Here is a 21,340-nt window from a genome sequence, read left to right on the forward strand (position 1 = left end):
ATAGTGGCAAGCCAGAGGAAAAAGGTTACCTTGATAAAAAAATATGGTGATAGGTTCAAGCTAAGATTGATAGGGTAAAAATTGATCTTGAACCTGTAGAGCCTCTGCTAGGCATTTTTTTAGAAATTATTAAATGAGTAAAAAATTTATATTGGCTAAATTATGGATAAAATTCAAATAACTAGCATTGACCATATTGTAATTCGATGCTCAAATCCTGTCGAACTAATGGATACAGCCAGCAAACAGCTTGATGTTCCGATTCTCATTCCCGCTCATGATTATGGTGATTTTTGCAGCGGTATTATTCGTTTGGGTAATCTTGACATCGAGTTTTTGCGAATTGGAAAGGAAAATATAACAAAACCTTACTTTTATGGAATAGCTTTTGCTGTTTCCCAAAATATTTGGAGGACTACAGCAACGTTAAAAGCGTTACGTATTCCACATACGGTGCCAATTCATACAACAATTATACGCTCAGGTCAGCAATGGGGCTGGAGTACAATTCTTTTAGATGGTTTTTTAGATAATCCAATTCCGGCGCCTTATTCTTTAGGTATACTCTCAGGTGACGGGCTAATTGCAAAAGTTTTTGCAGCATTCTCCACAACTTTAATGAAAGTGAGCGCGATACGACGATTTACGTCAAGCAAAGGGGGAGGTTCAATGTGTTTTATTTGTCATTATGACCAAGATATATCCAGTCTTCGTCTAGCAGCTACCGAAAAATTAACTGCAACTGGAGGAGGAAAAAACCAAATTATTGAAGTTGACTCTATTATTATTGAAACTAATTGTACAGCAGCAACCGCATGGGAAAAATTATTACCACCAGCACAAGCTTACAGCCCTAGACTAAATATAAAAACAGGTGTTACAAGTAGCATTCAAGAAGTTGTTATTAAAAGTAAACGCTCAGTTCCCTCTATGTGTTTTGGGGATGCTGTGTTTTCATTTCAAAGTTATTAGCAATACATGCACCCGCAATTTATTATAATATGTTAATATATTAAAGCAATTATTGCGAGTGCCATGACTCGGTTTTCACAACCAAGCCGCACAAGCAATACTATATAGATAGTGATGCAGCTTTTTTTGGTCAGGCACCGCGAACCATAGGGTGTTTTTTTGGCAGAGTCCGAATTTATTGTGTAAACACTTGTCCAGTATAGCTTTGAAGCATTCCACCTATTTACAAGGTTCGCGGTAAGTCTGAAACCCTTACCATAAAAACGGTTTTAGCCATTTTGAACGGCGCCTGTCTTGACACATTAACCTCTAAAACGCTATTCTTACTTTAGGTTCGCGGAACAGCACCTTGAAAACTAAATACAGTAAAGCTTCTACGCCAAGCAATTGCAATATTAAATAATCCCTTTCAGGGATTGAAACTACAACGATGGTGGCGCCACGACTACAACTGCTACTATTGCAATATTAAATAATCCCTTTCAGGGATTGAAACACGGTATTTAACAAATACTTCTCTGGCAGAATTCCATTGCAATATTAAATAATCCCTTTCAGGGATTGAAACCACTCTCCAGCGTGATAACCTATCATTTTTCTAACTTATTGCAATATTAAATAATCCCTTTCAGGGATTGAAACTCCTTCTTTCCCAAGCATTGCACAAAGATTCCAGCGAAATTGCAATATTAAATAATCCCTTTCAGGGATTGAAACAATGATATTGTTTTTGATAGCATATTCCCATATTATTGCAATATTAAATAATCCCTTTCAGGGATTGAAACAAAGTAGCCGTAGCTTAGGGGGTCTGTGGCAATGGATTGCAATATTAAATAATCCCTTTCAGGGATTGAAACTCTTGTACAAATATAAGCTCTTTTCCTCTAAAAGTATTGCAATATTAAATAATCCCTTTCAGGGATTGAAACCAAAAGCTAAGAAGCGACGCTTTATCCCAAGCGGGCAATTGCAATATTAAATAATCCCTTTCAGGGATTGAAACCTGAATTTAACACCCTTGCCCAAGATAATGCCCACATATTGCAATATTAAATAATCCCTTTCAGGGATTGAAACGTATGCAGCATGGTAGGATTTTAAAACCGCCCCTAGTATTGCAATATTAAATAATCCCTTTCAGGGATTGAAACGATGTTATTGACGCGCAACCTATGACTGATGCTAATTGCAATATTAAATAATCCCTTTCAGGGATTGAAACGAAGGGGTATAGATAGTAGCTATAACCCTGGTGACGAATTGCAATATTAAATAATCCCTTTCAGGGATTGAAACGCACAGGGTAGCTAATAAACATTTCATTCTCGCACTTCATTGCAATATTAAATAATCCCTTTCAGGGATTGAAACAAAACGTTTTGGGCATTATCTGGAGAAATATTGATTGCAATATTAAATAATCCCTTTCAGGGATTGAAACGTATAAAGATTTCTCGCTAATGCGGCAAATAACATTGCAATATTAAATAATCCCTTTCAGGGATTGAAACTTTCCACTTTTGCTCTGGTAACACCGATTGCCACAGGCATTACAATATTAAATAATCCCTTTCAGGGATTGAAACATCAGGATAAAGATACAGCAGATTGCGTAATTATGAAATACGTGTAGAGACGTTACATGTAACGTCTCTACAGGATTTGGGGTATTATGTATGTACTTCTGGAAATTAAAATTTGCTGCGATACAAGGCGCCACTGTTATTTATTATGTAAGATAAAGAAGAAAAGTAATATTAGTATAGTTATGATTGTTACAACAGGGAACGATGTTGCAGGACGCGCAATTAAAAATTACGTTGGTATAGTGCGAGGTATTGTTGTACGCTCACCAACGATTGGACAAGGAATAATGGGTGGGTTGAAGCAATTAGTTGGTGGAAACATTGAAGCATATGCAGTAGCTTGTGAACAAGCACGGCAAGAAGCATATGACCGTATGATAAAACAAGCACAAAGTTTAGGCGCCGATGCTGTAATTTGTATGCGTTATGATGCCACAGAATTTGCTGAGGGAGTAACTGAAGTACTAGCTTATGGTACAGCAGTAAAACTTGAATAAGATTTACATCAATATGCTTAATACTCAGATATTTACATTGCATCAACTAGATGAGAGTCATGAGTTTTGGACGGCATGTTTACCTAATGAAATAAATTTTAACCAGTCACAGTTTGATGAACTTTGGGATATGCATCCAAGTGACTTTAAAGTACTTAAGATACACGGGCGCCTAGTAAAAACACCACGTTGGCAAGAGGTTTATGGTGTTGATTATCATTATACAGGGGTAGTAAACAAAGCTTTACCCATACCACCGTTACTTAAACCGCTTCATCTATGGAGTCAACATAATATAGATAGTTGTCTCAATGGCATGGTTATAAATTGGTATGATGGGCAGTTGGGTCACTATATGGGTAAGCATCGTGATTCTACTGTAAATATGGTACAAGGCGCCTCTATTGTAATTATTTCGTTTGGAGAGGAGCGTATATTTAGATTAAGACCTTGGAAAGGTAAGGGTTATAAAGATTTTACAACGACGCAGGGCAGTGTGTTTGTTATTCCTTATCAAACAAATAAAGCTTGGACGCATGAGGTTATTTCGTCTAAGCGTCATCTAGGTAAAAGAATATCTATCACGTTTCGAGGGTTTGAAGTTGATATGTAAGGTGATTTCCATATAAATACTTCTCTTGTGGGGTGGGCATCCTGCCCGCCCAGGTTTGGAACGGGCAAGGATGCCCATTCCACAAGATGCCCATTCCACAGGATGCCCATTCCACAAGATGAGCATTTGATTTGGAAGTATATAAGGCACCTATACAATATTTTTGCAATTGACTGCATAAGTCTTCTATCGCTAGAAATAGTCTATTTTTACATTCTAAGCATAGGCAAAGGCGCCGGCAGCTATGTGTGTGCATCTTTATATATCAATAATTTAGTAAAACCGAGGTGAAACAATGCCAGACGAGAAAGATATAGATACTAATAACCATTCTCCTGTGGAGTTATCTCAAGAAGAACTTGATGGAATTTCTGGAGGTATTAGTATTTTTGTTTCGGGTTCGACTTTCCAAAGGAGTGATGTGTTCGCACAGTCACGAAGACGTTCGCGTCGTGGAAGTAGAAGTTCTAGTTTCGGGTCTTCGCAGATATCTTCATCGGCTTTTCAAATTATGGGCATAGGTTTAAATTCCTCAGAGGATATTATGACCTTTTTTAAAGGGATTTTTGGATTTTTCGGTAGAAGATAATTACGCGACGAGGAACTTACTATGTCATCTGTTATTCTGAAGGAACTTAGCAATCAAGATATTGATTGGATGTTAGCCACTGGGGAAAGAGTCGAAGTTTTACCTGGTACGGTTTTGGTGGAACAGGGTCAGTCTTTAAATGCATTATATATTTTACTCGAAGGCGCCTTAACGGTAACGTTAAACCAAGAAAGTGCTGACCCTTTGGGACGTGCGTTTGCGGTGTTAGAAGGTGGAATACCAGGGAGGGAAGTAGCGCATTTGGAGAAGGGAGAGATAATAGGAGTTCCTCTTTTTGAAAAGAATTTATCTTCTACTACTGTTTGTGCGCGAAAAAAATCTTTGGTTTTGATGATTCCTTTAGCTAACCTTATTCAGAAGCTACATCAAGATTTAGAGTTTGCTGCACATTTATATCGTGCGTTTGCTGTAATGCTCGCTAATCGTCTTCAACAAATAATGAAAGAATTAGGACGCAGTACAACTGTTTTAAGTAAACCACAATTACGCGAAGCTTTAATAATATTTGGTGAGTTGCACGATAGTGATATTGACTGGTTAATTGCAGCAGGTCAAATTCAAGTGTTTCGTACTGGGTCTGTTTTAATTCGTAGCGGTAGACCTACGGAAGCATTATATATTTTACTTGATGGCGCCGTTGCTTTGAATGCTAGTGATGATGATGGTAATATACTTGTACATGCTTTTTCTAATTTGGAAGATAGTAAAAGTCAACCGTTGGAACGCGAGTTTGGTAGGTTATCGCGGGGTGACATGGTTGGAGAAACACCATTCATTGAGGTGCAACCCGAAGCAGTAACCGTAAAAGCAGTCAAAGACTCACGTGTATTATCAATACCAAAATGGCGCCTCGAAGCCAAGTTACTACACGATGTTGGCTTTGCAGTTAGATTTTACCGCGTTTTGGCAATAATTCTAGCAGATAAACAAACATCCCTCGTCCAACGTTTAGGGTACGGTCGATTAACTTATAGTAGCGATCAATCTTTAGATGATACTTTTGCAAACGAGCTTAATAACTATTCTTTAACACAAATGGGACTCGCTGGCGCCCGTTTTGATTGGATGCTCAAAAGAATTCGCATTGAATAATCAAATAGAGAAACCTGGTTTCTTTATTAGAAACTGTAATAAAAATAAATATTTTTCATAGAAACCAGGTTTCTTTGAGTATTACAAGATTAGGAGAAAAAAATGGTAACGCAACAAAACACCGAAAAAAATCAAAATAATCTATTTCGTAAAGAAGCATTAGACAAAGTAGCTTCTCCAGAACAACTAGACCAATTAATTAAAATCACAAGTCCTAAACGTTGGTTTTCTTTATTTGCACTAGGCGCCTTAGTCATTAGTGGAGGAGCATGGAGCGTACTAGGAGAAATACCAATTGTAGTTACAGGTAAAGGTATAATGGTATATCCTAGCCAAGTAGCAACACTACAAGCATCTAGCTCAGGACGTATTTCGGAATTAAAACTGCGAGCAGGAAATACAGTAAAAAAAGGTGAAGTTATCGCCACAATTGACCAAACCGAACTACGTAAACAATTACAATTAAACAGAGAAAAGCTAACGCAGCTAAGAATTCAAGACCAAACAGCAAACACAGTCCAAGCACAACGTACTACTGTAGAAGAAACCGCAATAGCTCAACAGCGTCAAACATTATTACAAAGTTTACAAACTGTGGAGTCATTAACCCCAGTATTGCGAGAAAAAGGATTAGATGTTATCAAAAAAGAGCGCTCTAATTTACGTTCACGGTTAGCAAACGTGCGTAAACTGCAACCAACATTAAAACAGCGATGGGAAGAACGGCAAAAACTCTTTCAACAAGGAGCAGTACCTAAAGACACAGCATTAAGCGCAGAACAAGAATATATTAATTCTCAAGCGCAAATAGACGAAGCAGAATCACAATTAAATCAACTTGATGTTAAAGAAGCAGATGCTCAACGTCAATATTTGCAAAATTTGAATCAAGTTAACGAAATAAAAACACAACTCAAAGCATTAGATAGTCGTAAAGAAACTCAAAAAGAGCAAGACTTTACAACTGCAACGAGTCGGAAAAAAGAAATTCAAGAAACCGAACGTTTAATCGCGCAATTAGAATTGCAGCTACAAAAAAACAGTCAAGTCGTTAGTGATTATACAGGTACTGTGCTAGAATTAACAGCTAAACCAGGTCAACAATTAGAACCAGGTTTAGGAATAGGAACAGTATCCACACAAGAATCTGGCGCCAAATTAGTAAACATCGTATTCTTAAGCGAAAGCGAAAACAAAAAAATTAAGGTTGGTACACCTTTACAAATTATCCCTTCCACAGTCAAACGTGAAGAATTTGGTGGTATTGAAGCTAAAGTCACAAAAGTATCATCATTTCCAGTAACTCAACAAGGTGTTGCCAACATTATAGGCAACCCAGATATTCTACCAGGTGTATTAGACAAAAGACCTCAAATCGCAGTTTATACAGAACCCCAAATTGATACAACACCAAGTGGTTATAAATGGTCATCGTCCTCTGGTCCGAAATTTAAAATAGCACCTGGTACCACAACATCAGTCAGAATAACAGTAGAAAAGAAAAAGCCTATCGAATTTGTGTTACCTATCCTTAAATCCTGGACAGGAAATTAACTTTATGCGCGAATGTATAGTTCGCTACTTAGACTTTTAACAGAGGCGCAGATAGTGTGGTAAGTTAATCGATGTGGAGCAGCACCCACCGTGATCAAGGTTAAGGCTTTACTAAAAGCTTTAATCTTGTTCGTGCTAGGGTTTCTTCACATAGGCGCCTGCTAAGTACAACTAAATTGCTATATTTATCTTTCCCAAGGAGGGAAAAATATTACCAAAATTATTTTATTATAGGTGAGTTTGAACCAGTGTTTGGTGGAGATGGAGATTAGCAATGACCTGTGATGGGGAAAAACAAATAGATTTAGAAGATGTTCTCATTACAGAAGAATTAGTTCATCGTTTGCCCAAAACGCCTAATTTACAAGACGAAAACCAAGCCATGCATACCCTGGCTCGGCAACTAGCATCTGCACCTCAAACTATGCTCAAAACCCTTGTAACTATGGCAAGGGATTTGTGTAAAGCTGGAACTGCTGGAGTTAGCTTATTAGAAACTATACCCAGTGGAGAAAAAGTTTTTCGTTGGGTGGCATTGGCTGGAGAGTTGGAGCAGTATGAGATGATGGAAGCTCCAGTCAATTTTAGCCCTTGTGGCGTGTGTTTAGAACGTGGGGCGCCTCAGCTTTATTCTTACCCCGCACGGTATTTTACTTATTTTCAACAGGCGAAACCTTTAACAGTTGAGAGCTTAGTTATTCCTTTAGTTGTTGATAAGCAGCCACTAGGCACGATTTGGATTTTATCTCACGATGAGCAACAGCACTTCGATAGTGAAGATGTAAGGATAATGACGAGCCTTGCGGACTTTACTGCTGCTGCTTTACAAAGTAGTCAAGCTCGCCAAAAAGCTGAATTAGCAAAAGTTGCATTACAACAAAGCGAAGCACAAATGCAAAGTTTAATCGCGAATATGCCAGGGATGGTTTATCGTTATATACCTTGCAATGATATATTTAAGCAATTTAGTTTTGTTAGTTCCGGTTGTCGTGATTTGTTTGAAGTAGAAGCCCAAGTGGCATTACAGGATGCTGGCTCAATTTGGAATTTGATTCATCCTGATGATTTAGCTTCTTTTACTGCATCTGTCGGCGCCGCAATTGAAAATTTTTTACCTTGGGATTGGCAGGGTAGAATTACCACACCTAGTGGTAAAGTTAAGTGGATTCAAGGTCGGTCGAGTGCGTTGCAAGTAGAAGACCAAGAAGTTTGGGATGGTTTGCTTATTGATATTACTGAGCGTAAGCTCATTGAAATCGAGCGAGAGCAAATTTTACAACGAGAGCAAGATGCGCGAGAAGCCGCCGAAACTGCAAATCGAATTAAAGACGAGTTTTTAGCGGTACTCTCTCATGAGTTGCGCTCACCCCTTAATCCAATTTTGGGCTGGTCTAACTTGCTTCGTAAAGGTAAATTAGATGCCGAAAAAACGGCTTACGGTTTGGAGACAATTGAGCGTAACGCCAAGTTACAGGTGCAACTAATTGAAGATTTGTTAGATGTGTCTCGCATATTGCGTGGTAAACTTAGCCTTAACATGGCGCCTCAAAACCTAGCTTCAATTATTACAGCCGCAATGGAAACCGTACAGTTAGCGGCAGAAGCCAAATCAATTCAAGTTGAAAAAATTTTTGATTCAGATGTGCTGCAAGTACTAGGAGATTCTACTCGCTTACAGCAAATTGTCTGGAATTTAATTTCTAACGCCGTTAAATTTACTCCTTCTGGGGGATGGGTAAAAATTCAACTTAGGAAAGTAGATAAAGAAGCTCAAATTCAAGTTAGCGATAATGGCAAAGGCATTTCTTCGGACTTTCTTCCTTACGTATTTGAATATTTCTGTCAAGCTGATAGTACAACAACTCGAACCTTTGGTGGACTAGGGTTAGGGTTGGCAATAGTTCGTCATTTGGTAGAGCTACATGGGGGAACTGTGAAAGCAGAAAGTCCTGGAGTTGGGCAAGGAGCTATATTCACTATTAAATTACCGCTTTTAAAACCTAGAAACTCTGGAAATGTGGAACTTGAATCAAGTTTATTATCTGCCATGCACCCATCCCTTCCCCTTGCAGGAGTGCGAATTTTGCTGGTCGATGACGAAACAGACACACGGGATTTAATTGCTTTTATATTAGAGCAAAGCGGCGCCGTGGTTACATCAGTAGAAAATGCAGTCCAAGCTATAAAAGCTTTTGAGCAAAGTAAGTTTGATATGCTTCTAAGCGATATTGGAATGCCTCAAATGGACGGTTACGCGCTGATACGACACATTCGGGCAGCAACATATGGGCAAAACACAGAAATTATAGCTGTAGCACTAACTGCCTATGCTGGAGAAATGAATCAACAGCAAGCACTCGCAGCAGGATTTCAAAGACATGTTACCAAACCAGTTGACCCAGAGCATCTGGTAAACGTTATTGTTGATTTAAAAAATAAAAGTAGAAATTAAAAGTAAAAATATTTAGGTACCATTTAACGTAGGTTGGGTTCCGTTCCTCCACCCAACCAAAGTTAATATTACCGTTCATTACCTAATCTAGGGGTATTTACCTACTATCAATTAATTTTCTGATAATAAATTATATGCTTCGTTAATTTGATGCATTTTTTCTTGTGCTTGTCGTTGTTGTAATTTATCTGTAAATAAGTCAGGGTGCCATTGTTTTACAAGTTTTCGGTATGCTTGTTTAATATCTGTAATTGAGGCGCCTTCCTTTAAACCTAACACACTTAGGCTATGCGTTTGATTGATATTAATTGGAGGGGTGTTTGGTTTTTGATTACCTGGCACACCCATATTAGCTTTCATTTGTGCAATTTCTTCATCGAGTTCCCAGTTGCGGAATTTTGCCTCAACTTCTGCTACATTTGTTTTTGGTAACGGTTGTTTTGGTAGCGGTTGTTTTGGTAATGGTGCCTCAGAAACAGATGTTTGATTTTGCTGAGGTATTCCTACAGATTCTTTGGCGCCAACTCCTTGAGAACGATATACTGTTTGAGTATTTGTATTTTTATTTACTTCATTAGTTACTTTAACTTTGAATTGATTCGGTGTTGATATTCCTAAATTGTTTTCAAGTGCTTGGTTGAGTTGAAGTAAGCTATTTTGCCACTGTAACAATTCTTGACGCTTCTGGATAATATCTGGTGTATCGGTAGGTTCGACGAAACGAATAACAAGGTTTGCTTTGCCTTCGTACTCATTCAATATAGATAAGCTTTCACAACTAAAGGTACCGAGATAATTATCGACTGCATCAAGACATAATGTTGCAACCTGTTGATGGTATGATTGAGTTAATGTTTCTTTTCCTTGTTCCTGAATAGTTTTATTGGCTAAATAAGCAATACTACCTAAAACTGCGGCGCCTAATGGCCCACCAAGAACCCAACCGATACCGCTACCAACTGCCAATGAACCAGGTTCACTCAAATCACTACTATTACTAGTACGGGGTGGTAGAGTTACTCTAGGATGTTTGGGTAACGGTAATACTAAATTTTCTTTTGGCTGAGATGAGAAAAACTCGTAAGCTTGGTCTAACCATTTGGTGACTGCTAGCTGTAAATTATTCAAATCTGATTTAAAGGTGTTTTCCCAAGTGGTAAAATTTTCTTGTGCTAAAGCGACAGCTGCATCACTTTGATATTTTTCCCGCAGCTTATTTAACTCTAAATGCGAACGTAGTTTATTAAGACTTTGAGAAAAACCTTGTTTTATCAAGCTTTCTGCACGTCTTTTAATTTCATTTGCAGCATTACTTTTATCGGTAATTTTTTTAATCTCATTCTCAAGAGAGGTTATTTTTGCTTGCAAAGCTTGTTGTAATTGTTGTGTTACTGCTACAACTCGCGGCGCCACAACTTCTTTTCGGTTACGCTTGAGTATAGTAGCCACATTTTGTAATGCTGTTTCAAATTCTACTAACCCGCTACTACTAGCCAAACTAGTATCACCTTTAATTCTTGCACGCAAAGCGGGTAATGCATCAACTCGATATAAATTGCTAAAACCGGGTGGAATATCCGCACGAAAACTTTCGGCAACGAACCGCAAACGGTTTTGCACCTCTTTTTGCTCATCTGGTTCGAGCAAGTTAATAAAGTTAGCGACAAAAATAACTGTCTTAATACCCCTATCGAGTAACCAGTCGCGTAAATTCTCACGCTCACCCAAAGTCATCAACTTACGAGCGTCTAATAACTGTACAACCAAATCGGCGCCTAAAAGTTGCTCTTTAACCAAATTATCTTGTGCTTCGCGGTCATTAGTACCAGGTAAATCAAGAAATTCAATTCCCGTTTCCAGAAATGGATGCGGATAAAACACTTCTACCGAGGTAACATCACCTCGCATTCGTCTATCACCATCTAATACAGCAAACTCTTTGAGGATATCTGTACCGCTACGATATATCTCACTCCCATTACTAAGCAAAATACGAGTTCGTATATTTGTACCATATTTTACTGTAATAGCGGCGCCTGTCGTTGGAATTAAATCGATGGGTAAAGTCTTGCTACCCAAAATGGCATTTAATAATGTAGACTTGCCGTGGTTGAAGGGACCAAATACCGCAATGCGAAAGTTCGGATTGGTAAGATAGTCACAGATAGCAGTTACATCTTGGTTGAGTAACTTCGATACACTCTTAAGGATATTTATTAAATCTTGCATAATTCTTTCTTTTCTTGCTTTGCGTTCTTTGCGAACTTTGCGGTTCGTTTATTAAACCGCAAAGGACGCAAAGTTCGCAAAGGTAATTAGCTGTAATATGTGAGAAGATTAGAGAAAGATGATTCGATAGAGTTGAGCTGGGTGGATACTTCTTCTTGAAGTTTATTCAACCGTTTAATTTCAGCTTCATTGTTAATCTCGCGCGTTTCCTTCTGTTTGAGTAAGTTATCGAGTTCAGACTTACGCGATAATATATCCTCGTTTATCCGCTTACTCACTTCACGTTCATAAGCATCGAAACATTCTTTAACAGCATCGTACACTGTTTTAGATTGTTCTTGCGCTACTTGGGGTAAATACTTAACGAGTTCTTTCTTCGCAGTTTTGACTAATTCTTTTCGTGCTTGGTCTGCTTGTAACATTCCTACACCTAAACCAAGTACAGCAAAACCTATGGGTCCAAGGAATATACCAGTAACAGTAGATAACAATCCACCGACACCTAATACCGTAAAGTAATTTAATAATATATTCTTCCAATCAAACCCGGCGCCTGCCATTGCAAAACCTGCTAAATTACCCCTAGATAACGATAAAAGTCCCATTGCCCATTTTGCCCAACTTGGTGCATCTTCTTCACCCGAAACATTAGTATTAAGTTTAACTTTCTCACCAGTGAGTTTCTCGGTAATCTGATTGGTAATTTGATTATATGAGTCACCGTATTTAGCTGCGCTTCGACCTAGCTGTACAAAAGCACTATTAATATCGCGTTCAGCAGTCAGACTCCACGCAGCAAGTTTATCTGCAATATATTGTTCAAACGCTTTTTGAAGTGCAGCGTTAAATGCTTCCCGTTTACCACTGCTAAGAAAGTCGAGTATATTTAATTCTGGTTGATAACGCAGAAAGTCTGTTTCAAAGGTATTACCCAGGTTTAAAACGTAGCTGCGGAACGAGTCGGAGATGCTATGTGCTTGGGTATCACGGGTTTTGAGAATTTCTTTTTGGAAGTCGTCACGAATATTGGTAAGTTTATTAAATTCGGGTTCAACGGAGTTTATTCTGCTGCGAAGTTCTTCAACACCCTGTTCAAGTAAAGGTATTCTTCGTTCGATACTTTCTTTGGTGTTGTTACTTGCAGTACGTGCGAGTGTACGAACTTGTCGCAGTTCTGAAACAGCACGTTCACGGGTAAGGAAAGTATTTAAGGCGCCCATAAATTGCGGAAATCCTGTACCATCTAAATCAGCTTGAGGATTTTTCAACCGTTTACGAAGCGCTTGGATAGAGGAAAGCTCGAATACTCGTTCATCATATATATTATGACCATCGACTAAACAGTATTCTGCTAAGTTAGCGTGAAAGACTTTGCGTAATCGTTCTTCAGCTTCACGTAACTCGTCTTCATCGTCGGGGTCAATAAGTGCTTCTTTTACCTGGTCCCAAGCATTTATCAGGAAAAATACAGAAAGACCACGATTTTTAATATAATTCTCTAAATATCGTCGTTCACCTAACGTACAAGGTTGTGACGCACGTAAAACGAATAAAATAGCGTGACAGTTATTAATGTAGCCCAATGATAACTCATTACGTGCTTCAGTATCATTCAAACCGGGACTATCAACAATTTCAATTCCGCGTTCGAGTAAAGGTAAAGGATATTCTACTATGGCATGAGTAACACCAGGAAAAGCTTGTTTATTATCTTGTTCTAACCTCTTTGCTTCAGCTGGGTCGATGGTATATTTGACCTTGAAGGTATCAAAGTCCATAGTTTGAGGTGGTTTGCCATCGTCAAAATGCACCGTGACTTTTTTTTCGGCACCGTAGCGAAGTACAGTTAAGATGGCAGTACAAGGATTAACGTCACTCGGTAAAATCCGCTCTCCAATTAAAGCGTTGAGAAAAGTACTCTTACCTCGCTTCATGTCACCCAACACCATTAAGCGAAATACTCCTGTACGGAGATTATTACTTGCTACACGTATATCATCAATATCGCGTGTACTATCCCCTACAGCTTGATTAATGGTATCAGCCATTTTATCAAGGGATGCAGCCACTTGCGCGCGTACCTGAATTACACGCTCTAAATCATTGAGAAAAGTATCAGTCTCATTTCCTGCCATCTTCAAATAATCCTTGCTATATACTATTTCTTTTTATCGAAAAACAATTTATACCCTACAAATAATAGTGTTCCCACAATTAGCAAATTAGCAACAACCGCAGCAACTCTAACCAAAGCTATTGCCGCAACCCCAACACCAAATAACTTTAACCCTAGAATTACCTTGGGTTTCCATAATTTTCCCTTCGCTTGTTCGTTTTGGTTATGCGGAACTCTGGTAGTTTGATAAAATTGAATCTCTTGCTTATTAGACTTTGACTCTAAATCGCGCAAACGTGATTCAGTTTCACGCTGACGAATTTCCCTGCGGGACACTCCGTGAACGCGTTCGATACGTTCGAGTTCTTTGCTGTGTTCCTCCGGTGTCATTTTAGATACCCCCATTAAGTACTCAAAGCATTATTTGTAAAATAGCGCACATAGTAGCTAAAAATCATCAGTGCAACCACTACTTAATAAATAAATATTTGGTGACTTTTGATATTTAAAGGTTAGATACAGAATTAGAATCAACGGTTCCGGATAGATTAAAAATTGACACGTTGTTGTAGAGACGTGTAAACCGGAGGTTTTCCCGCAGGTATTAATCCGGTCTCTACGTCAATGGTATATCAATCGTAGGTCATTCTGTATATATGGCAATTTCGGCGCCGTTGTCAGAAGTACCGATACAACCGATACCATCAGTGCGACTAATACCACAACGCATCGAAGAGTTCCAATCGGAAACGATACTGCTTGCTTGTTGCCATGACATTTGATAGACATAAAAGTCTCGTTGTGAAGCAACATTTGCGAGTTGAGAGGCAGTTAGTTCTAAAATTAAACAATATTGTTGTGAACATAACTTCAAATTACCACTACCATCATTGAAAGCTCCCACAACTACATATTCACAAGAGTACGTAGTCCCATTTAAATATTTATCTTGTTTTATAGATGCTCGTGAGTGGCAAGATATTTAATTATGTATAATTTAATTTGTTGCTGCTGTAGGTGTTTGTTGTTTGTTTTGTAATTCTAAAAGTTCTGGAACTGTGACAAATTTATAGCCTTTTTTTCTAAGTTTACTTATAATTTGTGGTAATGCTGTTACGGTATGACTACGATTTCCTCCTCCATCGTGCATTAGTACTATACCACCCGGCGCCACTTTCATGACTCGTTGAATTAATGTAGATGCAGAGGATATACGATAGTCTTCGGAGTCAGCTGACCAAAGAATGATTGAGTGGTTTTGATTTTTCGCATAGTCTACTAAACCGTTGTTTAAAATTCCTCCGGGTGGACGAAATAATGTTGTTTTGGCGCCTGTAGTTTTGTATATTATGTCTGCTGTACTTTCAATTTCAGATGCTGCTAACTGTGGATTCATATGCATGTACCAGTGATGCCATGTATGGTTGCCAATAACATGACCGTCTTTCAGTACATTTTTTGCTTGAACAGGATAGGCTTTGACGTTTTGTCCTATCATGAAAAAGGTGGCTTTGATATGATTTTGACGCAGTATTTTTAATATTTGGTCTGTGGTGTTAGGCCAAGGACCGTCATCAAACGTTAAAGCTACATATTTCTCTGTTTTGGGAAGTTTGATGTCATGTACTACTGTTCCAGCAAAATTTGATGGTGCGTTAAAAGATATACTATTTACAGGCGCCTCTGTTTGAAAGGGCAATGTTTGATTTAATACTTCGGATGAGAAAGTATTGAGTGGCATTTGAATAGGATATTGCGCTTGCCCAAATAGTTCTTGTTGATTTCGTTTACTTAATAGGGTGTAAGTTAATATACTGCTACCGATAATAAGTGATATTAGTATTAATCGGCGCCAAAAAAAGTTCTTTTTAACTCTGATTTTTTTTATTCGAGTTTTCATACATTTGTACCCAAAAAACTTCGCTCAATAGTATCACATTTAAGGTAGTTTTTCTGTGGGTGCCTTAAAGGGTATATTTGGATATTTGATATTTTAATTTTTCTAAGGTTTTTTCGTTGTTGGGTTTCGAGAATGGATAATATATCATGGATGAGCGGCACTTCTAAATCTAAGCTTTCAATGATGTTACGCTGGTTGAATACTTGTTTGGGTTCTCCTTCTAATATTAGTAGTCCAGAATCCATGACAAATAACCAGTCTGCCCAACGATATATTAAGTCAAGGTCATGCGATGCCATCAGTACTGTTGTACCATTTTGATGAATATTTTTTAGAGTTGTGATAAGTTTACGGGAATGTAGTTTGTCTAGGTATGCGGTTGGTTCGTCGAGAAGAAGTAGTTGGGGTTGTAATACCATTACGTCTGCTATAGAAACTCGTTTTTTTTGACCTAAGCTCATATGATGAACTGGTGTTTGTGCGAGTTCTATGAGGTCAAATTCTTCTAATGCTTGTTCGACTCGTGTTTTAATTTCTAATTCTGGTAAATTTAAATTACACAAACCATAAGAAATGTCTTCTTCGACGGTTGAGGCAACTAGCTGTTGTTCGGGGTCTTGGAAGATTAAACCAACTTGTTGACGCAGTTGCATTAAAGATTTACGATTGTACTGTATTGGTTTACCTTGCCAAATCACAGAACCTTGGTTAGGTTTATATAATCCGTTTGCTAGTAAGAATAAAGTAGTCTTGCCACAACCGTTTTGTCCAATTAACGCGCACTTTTTACCTGTGGGTATTTTTAATGTTAATCCGTTTAAGGCGTTTTTATTGGCGCCTGTATATGTATAATATACTTGTTCAAGTTCAAGTAAATATTCATGCATTGTTAAATATCTCTAAGAAAAATTTCTAATATAATTAATAATGTACAGCCAAAAATAGATTCTATCAAATAACGCTTAGATGATTTATAGCGTTCTGGATACCAAACACGAAATTCTCCATTAAAACCACGCGATTCTACACTTAATAACATTTGACGATAATTCTCAATTGTGCGTTGAAATAATTGTCCAATTAATAGCGCTAAACTTTTCATGCCAGAATTAAAAGTGCGGTACCCAAACCTTGCTTGCTGTGCTGTCCATAGTTCGCTTGCTGTGTTTAGTAAAATAAAAATGAAACGATACATTAATAATAATAGTTCTGCTAAAAGCTGGGGAAAGCCAAATTTACGTAAAGCTTGCAGCAATTCAACAAAAGGAACCGTTAACATGATAAAGTATAAACACGAAAGTGCAGCCAATGCCCGCGTTAATATTGTAAGTACTTGAATTATTCCTTGTACGCTTATATATATATAGTATGAGCCAATTGTTAAACCGGCTAATGAATCGAGTTGTATGCTGGTTAAATTAGTAGTATTAACTGCATTGATAGCTAAAGCAGGTACACTTGTTAACCAAAATAAGAAAGGAACATAAATTAATCTCAAAAAATTTTTTATCGGAATACGTGCATATCCGACTATCCAAATACTCATCCAGATAAAAATTAGAATTTGTACAGGGGGATGAGAAACATAAGTAATTACAAAAAGGGTAGTTGCCAATATTAATTTATGCTTAACTGGCAGCCACCGCAAGTTATTAGTGTATGCGAGTGTGTCTATCTGTATTTTCATTACGCTGTTTGCTTTCGGTGCGTCCTTTATATAGACCTATTACATAACCTATTACACCTGCACCACCTGCTGCTTGTACTGAGAATAACAAACTTGCAACTTCTGAGCTAGGTAACTCGAATACAGGTTGAAACCAAGGTTTATACTGTGGGTGTAGTTCGGTTATTGCTTCTTTAGCTTTGTCGTCTGAACCTGTATATTCTCCTTTTACGAATAATAATGGCGCCACTGCTAGTGTTATTACTCCAAGGAATAGTAACCAGTTGTTAGTTTTGTTTGACATGATGAGTCCTTTTATATTGTAATGAACTTGAGAAACCAGGTTTCTTTCTTTTTTATTGAAGATTGTTATGTTCAGTGCTGAAGAAACCTGGTTTCTGTATTAAATTCAGCATTTCTAATTCTTGGCGCCCGTAGTTAGTTAACCAGTTCCAGACTAAGACGGTTAGTAGTCCTTCGCTAATGGCTAGGGGTATTTGTGTGATTGCAAAAATACCAGCGAATTTTAGGAATGAAGCGACAAAGCCACCTGTTGCGGCAGGGAATGCTAAGGCTAATTGTATAGATGTGACTATATATGTAATTAAATCGGCTACAGCAGATGCTAAGAATATTGCTAATCTTTGTTTACCAGTTGACACAATTAAACGGTATATCCAAAAGGCAACGATTGGCCCAACTATTGCCATTGAAAATGCATTGGCTCCTAATGTCGTTAAACCACCGTGTGCTAATAATAATGCTTGAAATATTAATACTAAGGTTCCGAGTACTGACATTGTTAATGGGCCGAATAATATGGCGCCTAGTCCTGTACCTGTTGGGTGTGAACAGCTACCCGTAACTGAGGGTATTTTTAATGCTGATAGTACAAAGGTAAAGGCGCCTGATAATGCCAAGAGTAATTTTAACTCAGGTTTTTCGTTGGTGATGCGTGTGATGCTGCGTAAACCTAATACAAAAAACGGTAAGGCAACTATAAACCAAAATATTGCCCACTCTTTAGGTAAAAAACCTTCCATGATGTGCATTGCGTGTGCTTTTGCTTCGGAACCAACAACTAAGTAAAAGCTTAAAAATGCCATTAAACTCAAATTGATTAGGCGCCACTTTCGTGGTGATATTGAAATATTACTTAACATTCTTTACACCTTTGCTGGTAATCCTAAAAAAGTATACCCAAAAAATATATGATATATCGCCATTTCAAGATATGCCACTTGAAATGAATTATCATTATCGACTTTAGTGCCCGAAAAAGCAAATAGTTGTTTAAGCAAATTTTCTAATTATAACGTGCATGGTTACATCTGACCATATAAATTATTCGCGCTTAAAAATTTTAAAAATAAGAAACATTTAGGCGCCTATTTTAGTCAAGGACGGGTATTCTATTAACAAATAGCTTGACCATGACATAGGTTATCGAACAACTTAGGCGGTCAAGCTTGTTTTTTTAAGAAAGGCTATGAACAAGAAATTCATTCTCATTTTGCTTTCAACTTCTACTGTGTTTACCTCATTAATGTCAACACTATCGTTAATTAATCCTGCACACGCGGTAGAAAAGCGTCTAGAGCAGAAATTAATTCATACACGCGACAATAAAACATGTATCACCAATCCTCACGGACATCATAATTTTATTTGTATTCGTGATTCTGAGAGGAGCTTAGGCGCCAAACCTGTAGTATCGCAAACTGTTGTGAATGGGGCAACAAATACAAATGTTGCAATGTTAGATTTTACAGAAGAAGAGAGCGATGCTGCAATTAAGCTATTTGGCTGTGACTGTCCGTATTGTCTCAATTCTTTGCGTCAGTTAACAGGTACAGGTAACTTGGTTTATTAATTTTGGTGCATATGTAATTAAGATATTTTAAGTAGTGGTAGACTTACTTTAAATGTGGCGCCAAGTCTTTCACCAGGACTTGGCTACTGTATTTACCTATCGAATTACTTTGCTTCATTTTTGATTAAGTTGACAATGCCTTGTATTAAATCAACAAAAAGTGTTAACCCAATAGCTAACCGCGCAAAGCCAGAAGGCGCCCGTTTATCTAGTCCAGAACCAAAAAATATATTTCTGGCGAGAGCAAAGTTATGCAAGAAGTGGAATTAGGGACGGAAAATAGTTAGAAGTTGGTTTATGTTGGGTTACGCCTGCGGCTTCACCCAACCTACGATGTTACGAAACTTAGGCGCCGATACCAACTAGTTGAATATCAAAGACCAAATCTTCGCCAGCGAGAGGATGATTTGCGTCTAGAGTGATGGTAGAGTCTGATATTTCGGTGATGACGACGGGTATAACTTGACCTGTGGGTTGCTGGAGTTGTAACTGTTGACCAATTTCTGGCTCTAGTTCGGGTGGCATTTGTTCACGGTCTACCTCAATAACCATGTCATCACGATATGTACCATATGCTTGTTCTACGGGGATATGAGTAGTTTTTGAGTCACCAGCGTTCATTCCTACAACTGCATCCTCAAATCCAGGTATTAACTGTCCTGTACCAATTGTAAACTCTAACGGGTCGCCCCCTGACGAAGAGTCAAAAACTGTGCCATCAGTCAATTTACCTGTGTAGTGTACTGTTACTGTGTCACCTACTTTTGCTTGTCCCATTGATGTTTCTCCAAAACTTTTGTAATCATGTCAACCTTGAGGTACAGGCTTGCATACCATCTGACCAACTTTAGGAAGCTATTGACATCCCTCTTTAGTTGGGTATTGGCTCCTACTCTACTCAAGTGATTTAAAGGTGTAATTTAATAATCAGCGTGAGTAAATTAAATTAACTCTCGAACCACATTACCCTAGAAATATAGCAGGGTTTGCAGACTCAACAAAAATTTAAGACATTAATTCATCTATAGCTATATGGCAGTACGACCTTTTATGAATATTCCCCAGTTTGTTGCTAATGCTGCTGCATATATTGGTTCACTGGCGCCTACAGACAGGTGAATTATTTTGGCGCATCATACAGGTTAAAAGCTATGCTCATAATTAAAGTCAATTTAACTAAGCTTTTTAAAATAACGTATAATTATATACATTTATATTCGAATTAATTACTTACACGTATAAGTGTAACATATAAGGCACAGATAAAGGCGCCACAATCGCGTAAGTTAGTATGAAACTAGTTTCAAGAGAAGGTAGCAGGTTTGGGGGTGAAGTATTTACCAACAATCATAAACGTTGTTTTCCTGCATGTTGTGTACTGTTGGTAAATCGGTGCCTACCCCTAAAATTAAGGACGTAGAGTACAACTTATAAAAAAGAGGCGCCTTCTTCAAGTTCAGCGGCTCTTATTGCGCGCGAGCATACCCAGTCAGATGAAACAACGGCTGGCCATCCTTTGCGTACTGCTTCGGGACATATCGTGTAAATGGTTAGTTGACAGTCAATTAGTTCTAAGCCTGATTTTTCAACTTGTTTTGTTGCTTGTTTGAGAATAGAAGTATTTTCAAATTCGATTGTCATATTACACTGGGCACACACCATGTGGTGATGATGATTGGGTGATGATGTGTTAAGCTCGTAGTGTTTGTGTACTTCTGCTAACTCTAGTTCCCGCAATATCCCCATCCGCGTCATGAGCTTTAAGGTACGGTAAATAGTAGACAAGCTAATTCCTTCTTGACGTTTTTCTAGCAGAGCAAATAGTTCCTCTGCGCTTAGGTGCTTTCCTTGTGGCAGATTTTGAAACACCTCTAATATTACTTCCCTCTGAGGTGTCAATCGCCACCCTTTGGAGTTTAGTTCGGCTTTGAGAGAATTTGCTGTATACATAAATTACAACTCACTCGCTATGGTACATCAATTAATCATACGATACATAGGCGCTCCCGTTGCAATAAACATTGGCTTATTGCGAAATAGAAACCTGAAGAAACCCGGTTTTTACGCAAAATAGTTATTGTTATTACAATATTTCAACAAAAAAACCGGGTTTCTGTAAAATAGAATTCTTGACAATATAGATATTGTTAAATACGATGGTTTGTCGATTGCATTTT

At 38.0% G+C, this 21,340-nt stretch carries 19 protein-coding genes, 1 pseudogene and 1 CRISPR repeat array; of the genes and pseudogenes, 9 read left to right on the forward strand and 11 right to left on the reverse strand.

Translation table 11 applies throughout. The features are described 5' to 3' along the window. Positions 1 to 162: 162 nt before the first annotated feature. The 7 genes from DSM106972_RS20775 to DSM106972_RS20805 all read left to right on the forward strand — a co-directional run bounded on the left by DSM106972_RS20775 (position 163) and on the right by DSM106972_RS20805 (position 9,379). On the forward strand, positions 163 to 972 hold the full coding sequence (locus DSM106972_RS20775; RefSeq protein WP_127082492.1) for a hypothetical protein: 810 nt from the start codon (positions 163 to 165) through the stop codon (positions 970 to 972). 386 nt (positions 973 to 1,358) lie between these two features. Next, positions 1,359 to 2,561: direct repeats of the CRISPR family, unit length 37 nt; unit sequence ATTGCAATATTAAATAATCCCTTTCAGGGATTGAAAC. A 182-nt stretch (positions 2,562 to 2,743) separates the two neighbouring features. Further along, positions 2,744 to 3,058: a YbjQ family protein gene (locus DSM106972_RS20780; RefSeq protein ID WP_127082493.1), complete on the forward strand. Its 315-nt coding sequence runs from the start codon at positions 2,744 to 2,746 to the stop codon at positions 3,056 to 3,058. Between the two features lie 13 nt (positions 3,059 to 3,071). Beyond that, positions 3,072 to 3,671 (forward strand): alpha-ketoglutarate-dependent dioxygenase AlkB, encoded by a 600-nt coding sequence (locus tag DSM106972_RS20785; RefSeq protein ID WP_127082494.1) that lies wholly within the window; start codon positions 3,072 to 3,074, stop codon positions 3,669 to 3,671. 295 nt (positions 3,672 to 3,966) lie between these two features. Then, positions 3,967 to 4,260, forward strand: a complete 294-nt coding sequence (locus DSM106972_RS20790; protein WP_127082495.1) for a hypothetical protein — start codon at positions 3,967 to 3,969, stop codon at positions 4,258 to 4,260. Between the two features lie 21 nt (positions 4,261 to 4,281). Then, a complete protein-coding gene (locus DSM106972_RS20795) occupies positions 4,282 to 5,373 on the forward strand; it encodes a cyclic nucleotide-binding domain-containing protein (RefSeq protein WP_127082496.1) in 1,092 nt (363 codons plus the stop codon). A gap of 102 nt (positions 5,374 to 5,475) precedes the next feature. Then, positions 5,476 to 6,927, forward strand: a complete 1,452-nt coding sequence (locus tag DSM106972_RS20800) for an NHLP bacteriocin system secretion protein (RefSeq protein ID WP_127082497.1) — start codon at positions 5,476 to 5,478, stop codon at positions 6,925 to 6,927. Positions 6,928 to 7,201: 274 nt separating this feature from the next. Further along, positions 7,202 to 9,379, forward strand: coding sequence for a hybrid sensor histidine kinase/response regulator (locus tag DSM106972_RS20805; RefSeq protein ID WP_127082498.1), 2,178 nt, complete (start codon positions 7,202 to 7,204; stop codon positions 9,377 to 9,379). A gap of 111 nt (positions 9,380 to 9,490) precedes the next feature. On the opposite strand, the gene DSM106972_RS20810 is transcribed toward DSM106972_RS20805, so the two are convergent. The 9 genes from DSM106972_RS20810 to DSM106972_RS20850 form a co-directional block, all read right to left on the reverse strand. Next, the gene (locus tag DSM106972_RS20810) at positions 9,491 to 11,608 is read right to left on the reverse strand and encodes a dynamin family protein (protein WP_127082499.1); all 2,118 of its coding nucleotides are present in this window, start codon (positions 11,606 to 11,608) and stop codon (positions 9,491 to 9,493) included. 86 nt (positions 11,609 to 11,694) lie between these two features. After that, a complete protein-coding gene (locus DSM106972_RS20815) occupies positions 11,695 to 13,743 on the reverse strand; it encodes a dynamin family protein (protein WP_127082500.1) in 2,049 nt (682 codons plus the stop codon). 23 nt (positions 13,744 to 13,766) lie between these two features. Further along, a complete protein-coding gene (locus DSM106972_RS20820) occupies positions 13,767 to 14,114 on the reverse strand; it encodes a hypothetical protein (protein ID WP_127082501.1) in 348 nt (115 codons plus the stop codon). A 253-nt stretch (positions 14,115 to 14,367) separates the two neighbouring features. Then, the gene (locus tag DSM106972_RS20825; protein WP_127082502.1) at positions 14,368 to 14,628 is read right to left on the reverse strand and encodes a hypothetical protein; all 261 of its coding nucleotides are present in this window, start codon (positions 14,626 to 14,628) and stop codon (positions 14,368 to 14,370) included. Between the two features lie 93 nt (positions 14,629 to 14,721). Next, on the reverse strand, positions 14,722 to 15,624 hold the full coding sequence (locus DSM106972_RS20830; protein ID WP_233787429.1) for a polysaccharide deacetylase family protein: 903 nt from the start codon (positions 15,622 to 15,624) through the stop codon (positions 14,722 to 14,724). After that, a complete protein-coding gene (locus DSM106972_RS20835) occupies positions 15,621 to 16,511 on the reverse strand; it encodes an energy-coupling factor ABC transporter ATP-binding protein (RefSeq protein ID WP_127082503.1) in 891 nt (296 codons plus the stop codon). Before DSM106972_RS20835 ends, DSM106972_RS20830 begins: the two co-directional genes overlap by 4 nt. 2 nt (positions 16,512 to 16,513) lie before the next feature. Continuing rightward, positions 16,514 to 17,311, reverse strand: a complete 798-nt coding sequence (cbiQ, locus tag DSM106972_RS20840; protein ID WP_127082504.1) for a cobalt ECF transporter T component CbiQ — start codon at positions 17,309 to 17,311, stop codon at positions 16,514 to 16,516. After that, positions 17,277 to 17,594 (reverse strand): energy-coupling factor ABC transporter substrate-binding protein, encoded by a 318-nt coding sequence (locus DSM106972_RS20845; RefSeq protein WP_127082505.1) that lies wholly within the window; start codon positions 17,592 to 17,594, stop codon positions 17,277 to 17,279. The genes cbiQ and DSM106972_RS20845 overlap by 35 nt, the downstream gene beginning before the upstream one ends. Positions 17,595 to 17,646: 52 nt before the next feature. Next, the gene (locus tag DSM106972_RS20850; RefSeq protein WP_127082506.1) at positions 17,647 to 18,453 is read right to left on the reverse strand and encodes an energy-coupling factor ABC transporter permease; all 807 of its coding nucleotides are present in this window, start codon (positions 18,451 to 18,453) and stop codon (positions 17,647 to 17,649) included. Between the two features lie 326 nt (positions 18,454 to 18,779). On the opposite strand from DSM106972_RS20850, the gene DSM106972_RS20855 reads away from it, so the two are divergent. Further along, positions 18,780 to 19,163 carry a hypothetical protein gene (locus DSM106972_RS20855; protein WP_127082507.1) on the forward strand — a complete coding sequence of 128 codons (384 nt, stop codon included), beginning with the start codon at positions 18,780 to 18,782 and terminating at the stop codon, positions 19,161 to 19,163. 54 nt (positions 19,164 to 19,217) lie between these two features. Beyond that, positions 19,218 to 19,433 (forward strand): hypothetical protein, encoded by a 216-nt coding sequence (locus DSM106972_RS20860; RefSeq protein WP_127082508.1) that lies wholly within the window; start codon positions 19,218 to 19,220, stop codon positions 19,431 to 19,433. 75 nt (positions 19,434 to 19,508) lie between these two features. On the opposite strand, the gene DSM106972_RS20865 is transcribed toward DSM106972_RS20860, so the two are convergent. Together DSM106972_RS20865 and DSM106972_RS20870 are read right to left on the reverse strand one after the other, a co-directional pair. Further along, complete coding sequence (locus DSM106972_RS20865) at positions 19,509 to 19,940, reverse strand: FKBP-type peptidyl-prolyl cis-trans isomerase (protein WP_127082509.1); 432 nt, start codon at positions 19,938 to 19,940, stop codon at positions 19,509 to 19,511. 729 nt (positions 19,941 to 20,669) lie between these two features. After that, positions 20,670 to 21,113 (reverse strand): annotated as a pseudogene (locus DSM106972_RS20870) (Fur family transcriptional regulator); the annotation flags it as partial. Positions 21,114 to 21,340: the final 227 nt, after the last annotated feature.

Origin of the sequence: Dulcicalothrix desertica PCC 7102 (genome assembly GCF_003991905.1) — a bacterium.
Lineage (GTDB): Bacteria > Cyanobacteriota > Cyanobacteriia > Cyanobacteriales > Nostocaceae > Dulcicalothrix > Dulcicalothrix desertica.

What these genes read in the sequence shown, in the direction of transcription:
- DSM106972_RS20845 (WP_127082505.1), bottom strand. Translation starts at nt 17,594, where the DNA reads ATGTCAAACAAAACTAACAACTGGTTACTATTCCTTGGAGTAATAACA.
- DSM106972_RS20855 (WP_127082507.1), top strand. Translation starts at nt 18,780, where the DNA reads ATGAACAAGAAATTCATTCTCATTTTGCTTTCAACTTCTACTGTGTTT.
- DSM106972_RS20835 (WP_127082503.1), bottom strand. Translation starts at nt 16,511, where the DNA reads ATGCATGAATATTTACTTGAACTTGAACAAGTATATTATACATATACA.
- cbiQ (WP_127082504.1), bottom strand. Translation starts at nt 17,311, where the DNA reads ATGAAAATACAGATAGACACACTCGCATACACTAATAACTTGCGGTGG.
- DSM106972_RS20805 (WP_127082498.1), top strand. Translation starts at nt 7,202, where the DNA reads ATGACCTGTGATGGGGAAAAACAAATAGATTTAGAAGATGTTCTCATT.
- DSM106972_RS20865 (WP_127082509.1), bottom strand. Translation starts at nt 19,940, where the DNA reads ATGGGACAAGCAAAAGTAGGTGACACAGTAACAGTACACTACACAGGT.
- DSM106972_RS20810 (WP_127082499.1), bottom strand. Translation starts at nt 11,608, where the DNA reads ATGCAAGATTTAATAAATATCCTTAAGAGTGTATCGAAGTTACTCAAC.
- DSM106972_RS20790 (WP_127082495.1), top strand. Translation starts at nt 3,967, where the DNA reads ATGCCAGACGAGAAAGATATAGATACTAATAACCATTCTCCTGTGGAG.
- DSM106972_RS20795 (WP_127082496.1), top strand. Translation starts at nt 4,282, where the DNA reads ATGTCATCTGTTATTCTGAAGGAACTTAGCAATCAAGATATTGATTGG.
- DSM106972_RS20820 (WP_127082501.1), bottom strand. Translation starts at nt 14,114, where the DNA reads ATGACACCGGAGGAACACAGCAAAGAACTCGAACGTATCGAACGCGTT.
- DSM106972_RS20775 (WP_127082492.1), top strand. Translation starts at nt 163, where the DNA reads ATGGATAAAATTCAAATAACTAGCATTGACCATATTGTAATTCGATGC.
- DSM106972_RS20830 (WP_233787429.1), bottom strand. Translation starts at nt 15,624, where the DNA reads ATGAAAACTCGAATAAAAAAAATCAGAGTTAAAAAGAACTTTTTTTGG.
- DSM106972_RS20785 (WP_127082494.1), top strand. Translation starts at nt 3,072, where the DNA reads ATGCTTAATACTCAGATATTTACATTGCATCAACTAGATGAGAGTCAT.
- DSM106972_RS20815 (WP_127082500.1), bottom strand. Translation starts at nt 13,743, where the DNA reads ATGGCAGGAAATGAGACTGATACTTTTCTCAATGATTTAGAGCGTGTA.
- DSM106972_RS20850 (WP_127082506.1), bottom strand. Translation starts at nt 18,453, where the DNA reads ATGTTAAGTAATATTTCAATATCACCACGAAAGTGGCGCCTAATCAAT.
- DSM106972_RS20780 (WP_127082493.1), top strand. Translation starts at nt 2,744, where the DNA reads ATGATTGTTACAACAGGGAACGATGTTGCAGGACGCGCAATTAAAAAT.
- DSM106972_RS20800 (WP_127082497.1), top strand. Translation starts at nt 5,476, where the DNA reads ATGGTAACGCAACAAAACACCGAAAAAAATCAAAATAATCTATTTCGT.